8 protein-coding genes and 1 pseudogene are annotated in these 5,843 nt (G+C 40.7%); 1 reads left to right on the top strand and 8 read right to left on the bottom strand.

All coding sequences use genetic code 11. The features are described 5' to 3' along the window. Positions 1–168: pseudogene (locus AC0KTX_RS00045) on the bottom strand (4-hydroxy-tetrahydrodipicolinate reductase); the annotation flags it as partial. Between the two features lie 14 nt (positions 169–182). Further along, positions 183–491: a nucleotide pyrophosphohydrolase gene (locus AC0KTX_RS00040; RefSeq protein WP_474250420.1), complete on the bottom strand. Its 309-nt coding sequence runs from the start codon at positions 489–491 to the stop codon at positions 183–185. Positions 492–638: 147 nt separating this feature from the next. Here AC0KTX_RS00040 and AC0KTX_RS00035 point away from each other — a divergent pair, with 147 nt between their 5' ends. Then, positions 639–1,517: a YitT family protein gene (locus tag AC0KTX_RS00035; protein ID WP_474250183.1), complete on the top strand. Its 879-nt coding sequence runs from the start codon at positions 639–641 to the stop codon at positions 1,515–1,517. Positions 1,518–1,563: 46 nt separating this feature from the next. Here the strand turns inward: AC0KTX_RS00035 and ypjB are convergent, their stop codons facing one another. From ypjB to AC0KTX_RS00005, 6 genes are all read right to left on the bottom strand, one after another. Further along, entirely contained in the window at positions 1,564–2,349 is a 786-nt protein-coding gene (ypjB, locus tag AC0KTX_RS00030) for a sporulation protein YpjB (protein WP_474250182.1), read from the bottom strand. 78 nt (positions 2,350–2,427) lie between these two features. Beyond that, complete coding sequence (gene lhaT / locus AC0KTX_RS00025; RefSeq protein ID WP_474250181.1) at positions 2,428–3,012, bottom strand: lipoprotein heptaprenylglyceryl N-acetyltransferase LhaT; 585 nt, start codon at positions 3,010–3,012, stop codon at positions 2,428–2,430. 74 nt (positions 3,013–3,086) lie between these two features. Further along, positions 3,087–3,854 (bottom strand): c-type cytochrome, encoded by a 768-nt coding sequence (locus tag AC0KTX_RS00020; protein WP_474250180.1) that lies wholly within the window; start codon positions 3,852–3,854, stop codon positions 3,087–3,089. A gap of 65 nt (positions 3,855–3,919) precedes the next feature. Next, positions 3,920–4,594, bottom strand: a complete 675-nt coding sequence (gene qcrB, locus AC0KTX_RS00015; protein WP_474250179.1) for a menaquinol-cytochrome c reductase cytochrome b subunit — start codon at positions 4,592–4,594, stop codon at positions 3,920–3,922. A 3-nt stretch (positions 4,595–4,597) separates the two neighbouring features. Further along, entirely contained in the window at positions 4,598–5,110 is a 513-nt protein-coding gene (locus tag AC0KTX_RS00010) for a QcrA and Rieske domain-containing protein (RefSeq protein ID WP_474250178.1), read from the bottom strand. A 142-nt stretch (positions 5,111–5,252) separates the two neighbouring features. Then, entirely contained in the window at positions 5,253–5,696 is a 444-nt protein-coding gene (locus AC0KTX_RS00005) for a YpiF family protein (RefSeq protein ID WP_474250177.1), read from the bottom strand. Positions 5,697–5,843: the final 147 nt, after the last annotated feature.

The raw sequence follows: 5,843 nt of genomic DNA, 5'->3' as shown, positions 1-5,843 counted from the left end.
TTTTTCAGGGCTTGTATAAATGCGGACGCCATCTTGAAACCATTCGCCGTCATTCACATGATCAATCACGCCCACAAGTTGAAAATGTTCCGTTTCATTGACAAGTTTTACAGCCTCCCGCCCCATTCGTCCTCTTGGACCGGCGATCACAATTTTTATGTTTTTCATGAATAATCCCCCTTCTATTTTCTCGTCCATCTGTTTTGATCTCTTGTGCGAAATTTGTTCATGACAAGATCATGTGCTTTTTCCAAATCAACGTTTAAGGAATTGGCCATACAAATGAGAACAAACAATAAATCTCCGAGCTCTTCTTCAATCTCCTTTTCTGTTTCCGTTTCTTTTTTTGGCTTTTCCCCATAATAATGATTAACTTCTCTTGCCAGTTCTCCCAACTCCTCAGTCAAACGGGCCAACATCGCCAAAGGGCTGAAATATCCTTCCTTAAACTGGGAAATGTATTCATCTACTTCTTTTTGCAAATCCTGCATTGTTTTGCTGCTCAATTGTTACCACCCCAATCATTTTCTCTTACATGTTAGCGAATTCTTTTGCATTTGACAATAAAACTCTTTTGTTGATTGAATTGTAACATAGAAAGTGATCGATTATAATTAAAAAGCTAATGAAAATCGGAGGTGTCCGTATTGTTGCAAATAAAATTGAAAAATCTTTTTTTTATTCTTTTAGGAGCCTGCATTTTTTCCTTCGGCCTTGTCCATTTTAATATGCAAAACAACTTGGCGGAAGGAGGATTCACAGGAATTACCCTGCTTCTATACTTTTTGTTTCGCATCGATCCTTCCGTTTCCAACCTTGCTTTAAATATTCCAATATTCTTCATCGGTTGGAAGCTTTTAGGCCGGACAACTTTCATCTATACACTTTTCGGTACCATTGCTGTTTCCATTTTTTTATGGATTTTTCAAAGACATCAATTCCAAATTCCCTTGCATGAGGATTTAACGCTTGCGGCTCTATTTGCAGGTGTTTTTCTTGGTATCGGCCTCGGTATCATATTCCGCTATGGCGGAACGACCGGAGGAGTTGATATCATTGCCCGGTTGGTAAGAAAATATTTTGGCTTTAGTATGGGAAAAACGATGTTTCTTTTCGATGCCTTTGTGATCACCCTATCGTTAATTACTTACTTATCTTACCGCGAAGCCATGTATACTCTCGTTGCTGTCTTTATCGCTACAAGGGTGATTGACTTCATTCAGGAAGGTGCGTATAGGGCAAAAGCGGCGATGATCATATCGGATAAAAACGAGGCGATTGCAGAAAAAATTTTAAAAGAAATGGATCGCGGCGTGACCATTTTAAAGGGTCAAGGTTCGTTTACAAAGCAAAACCGCGACATTTTATATTGCGTTGTGGCAAAAAATGAGTTTGTTAGGCTTAAGCAAGTGATCATTTCCGTTGATCCCCACGCCTTTGTTGCTGTCAACGATGTTCATGATGTTCTCGGAGAAGGCTTCACATTGGATGAAAACAAAAATCCGATTGAAAATTAAAAGCTGATTAGATACCATTGGAGCGATGGATCTAGTCAGTCTTTCTTTATTTGTGGCGCTCTTTTGTTTTATCGCTTTTTTCTCCTTTATATTTTTTCCACCCCGTATAGGAAAGTGCGATGAAAATCACGCTGCCGGTTGAAATCATGACCCATAACAGCGAAGGATCTGCTTCATCATTTTTGACACGGCGAAAAATATTTTTTAAATCCTTTTCCATTTCCAATAGCTGCTGAGCTCTTGTTTTCGTTGATATTTCAAAAAACAATTTATCGTTCACCGCTGATATGTGCGTTTCCATCTTTTCAATGTTTTCATTGCTTACATCAACGACAAGGCTGGGATATATGATTGAGTAAAGGGATAAAAAACGGTTCCATTCATGCTGAAAGGCAGACCTATTCCCGTTTTCCGCCTCCGTCTTCATTTCAGCGAACGCGGTCATCATCGGCTCCTCCATGGTGCTCCACAGAGGCTGATGTTCGGAAAGGATCGCATCGACAACGAGACGGAATTGCGTCACTTTCTCAATGCGGTCTTCATAGCTGATTCCTTCTTTTTCAAGGGCTGTGAGCGCTTCATGATAAGAAGTTGAAATGACGCGAAGTTCGTTCATCGATAATTGACTTTCAACATCCTTCTTTTGAAATTCCTTTTCAAAATAAAGGAGCAGCTGCTTTGCTTCTTCCAATCGGCTTTGTTTGGAGAGCTGCCACGCATAGTTTGAAATATCATCTAAATTCTGTAAATTAATATTTTCGTTTGCACTGATTGGCTGTTGCCATTGAAAAATGAAAGTAATAAAGAATAACAACCCGATCCACTTTTTCATTCTTGTCCCTCCCCGTAACTAATAAATTATTATTCAAGAGCGGACAAGAGTAGACCAGGTTTAACATCATTCCCGTCACTATAGATGAAAATCCTGTTTTCTCACAACCAACAAGTAGGCAGTCATGATCGCCAAAATGCTTAGCCAAAAGGTAAAATACCCAATCGGTTCCATATAATCATTTAATACGCTGTACCTCGGCATCATTCCAAAAACATAATCGATTATTTCGTTATGCAACGTCCAAATGGAGGCAGCAATTAAATGTTTTAATTCAAAACGGTAATGAGGAGCATATAGCAGTCCCTCCACTGCCATTCCTAAATGGGAAAAGATAAGCATGACTCCGTAAATGGATAGTGAGCCTGTTTGAATGTATACAAGAAAATTCATGACAACCGCCCAAATGCCGTATTTAAATAAGGTGATCATCGCTAACGCTTCAAACCATTTAAGATGTTTCCCGATAATCAATCCAGTTAATGCGAACACAAAAAACAAACTGGCCGTCGGGCTATCAGGGACAAAAGGAAGAAAAACGAGCGGTGTTTCGATGAGCTGCGATTTATACCAAATGTAGCCATAGATCGTTCCTAGAATATTGATCACAAGCATGGTATATAAAATTGGCCGTTGTTTTAGCAAGTCCCATGTCCAAACCATACATCATTTCACTCGCTTCTATTCACGATTTCACTTTGATTTCTATATAGAAAAAAGCTGACGGATGTCAGCTTTTATTTCGACGTAACACTAGATACAAACTCTGATAAAACCTTCAATTGCTCATCAGTGCCTTTAAAGATGCCAGGCGGCATGCTTCCTTTTCCTTCTTTTGCAATTTTAGCAACTTCCTCAGGTGATAAGCCAGTATCTACAAGGGAAGGACCTGCAGCTCCACCTTGCAAGTTGTCTCCATGACAGGAAACACAGCCTTGTTCTTGGAATATTTTATATCCTTCTGAATTTGTATCAATTTCTGCTTCAGCCCGAATTTTCCCTTGTTCTTTTGCTTGTTCCCAGTCATGCGTCACGACTGATTCCCATGTTAAATAGACGATGGCGGAAACAGCGAGCAGCATCATGCCGACTGCTACCGGACGCTTGTGAGGGCGCCGATCAGGACTGCGATCCAAAAATGGCGCAAGAATTAAAGCCGTAAACGCCAATCCCGGAATTACAATCGCTCCGATGACCGTATAGGGACCTGAGGCGTAAGAATATTTTAAAAGCTGGTATAAAAATAAGAAATACCAGTCGGGAAGCGGGATATATCCGGTATCCGTCGGATCCGCAACACGCTCAAGCGGCGACGGGTGTGCAACGGTTAAACATAAAAAACCGATTAAAAATACCGCACCGACAAGCCATTCTTTCAAAAGAAAGTTCGGCCAGAACGCTTCTGTTTTTCCCGGATACTCGGAATAGTCCTTCGGAATGTTCGGCTTTCTTTCTGCCGAAACACGCGAATCCCCGACAAACTTCATACCTTTTCCGCGATGCATTTGTTCCCCTCCTTTGTTAGGCGGTTCGTTTTGAACCACATGCATGAATCTTTAAAAAACAAGAATCATAGCGGACCTGAAATCCCTTGTTTGCGAATCATCAAGAAGTGCGCTCCCATCAACAAGAAAAGCGCCGCAGGCAAGAAAAATACATGAATGGCAAAGAAGCGCGTCAATGTTTGCGCACCGACAATCTCAGAATGTCCTGCCAATAAAATTTTAACATACTCCCCGATTAACGGAGTGGATTCTGCGATTTGCAATGTAACTTTTGTCGCAAACAAAGCTTTCATATCCCAAGGAAGCAAATATCCTGTCAAGCCCAAACCGAGCATGACGAAGAAAATCAAGACACCGACAATCCAGTTAAGTTCGCGCGGCTTTTTATAGGCTCCTTGGAAAAACACCCGCAAAGTATGTAAAAACATCATGACGATAACCAAACTTGCTCCCCAGTGGTGCATACCGCGGACAATTTGTCCAAATGCCACTTCATTTTGCAAATAGTAAACAGATTCCCAAGCGTTTTTAATATCAGGAACGTAATACATGGTCAAAAACATTCCTGACAGCACTTGAATGACAGTGACAAAAAAAGTCAATCCGCCGAAACAGTAAACAAAAGCGGAAAAATGATGGGCAGGGTTGACATGCTCAGGAACTTCGTGGTCTGCGATATCGCGCCATAAAGGGGTAATATCCAAGCGTTCATCCACCCAATCATACAATTTGTTAAGCACTGATTACGCCCCCCCTTTTGGTTTAGCTTTTCCTAAATATAAAAATCCGTCTTGAATTTTGTACTCATATTCATCCAGCGGAGCAGAAGGCGGTGTACCAGGAACGTTCTTTCCATTTTTTTCATACAATCCTCCGTGGCACGGGCAATAAAATCTGTTGGGGTTTGCTTTATCACCGTTCCAGTTTACGGTACAGCCTAAATGTTTGCAAATGGGAGACAAAGCAACGATCTCACCTTTTTCATTTTTATAAACCCAAGCAGATTTTGGCTCTTCTGCTTCATGCCATGCGTCTTTCTGCTTAATAGTAAAGTCGACGCGTTTAGGCTCATTTGTCAAATCAGCCTCTTTTACGTTCGTATTCACAAATTCGCCTGCCGCTTTCGGCTGCAAAACAGGATCAACGGCAAAGCGAACCATTGGCATCAGCATTCCTGCAGCCATAAAGCCGCCAACACCCGTCAGCGTATAGTTTAAAAATTGACGTCTTGACACACGATGCTGTTTCTCGCTCATCTTTTTTCCCCCCTTATCTCTGGTTAGTACGCCTTGTACGTATGTAACGAATCATATAAAACTAGGACATACTCATGATATATCAATCTTTCTAGAAGGTCAATATCATCGTACCTCAAGAAGCTAAGGAATGAAAAGGTTTTTATGGTTGTCTCCAATATTGTAATAAAATGTTCATAATTTGTTCGATTTGTTCTTGAATAAGCTTTCTTTTCAAATCCTGATCCATATGTTCAAGCGGGATGGACGGAAACCAAATGAATGGATTCCCTGCTTTTTGCCATCTTTCATCACAAGTTAAAAAAACAACATGGCGAAAATGCTGTTTAATGATATTTTCCCATTTTTTTATGCGATTATCCGAATCGTCATCGATCTTTTCAAAATAAGTAAATGGGGGCAAAAGCATGATTCTTCCTTTCATTTGGCGTTCCAGTTCTTGCGAAATAATGTTTGTAAAAACTCCTTTTGAAGCAATTGTTTTCATATTTTCCCCAATAGAAAGAGGAAGCAGCGGCACAACTGCTGTATCAACATATTCTTTTGTTTGAACAAACAAATCGATATCAACGGGATCCCATTTCACTTTTTTTAACTCCTCGTATACTAAGTTTCAGAAAGTTTTTTTATCGAATTTCCAGTCCGATACGCTCCTTGACAATCGCATATCTTGGGTGGTTGCCTTTGTGGGAGGGGCGCGCCCCTCCCACAAAGGGTTGAGCGTACCGGGGTT

The sequence above is a fragment of the Aeribacillus sp. JST-2 genome, assembly GCF_056032925.1.
The sequence above is the reverse complement of the archived record's forward strand: the minus strand, read 5'-3'. Positions and strand labels throughout refer to the sequence as shown.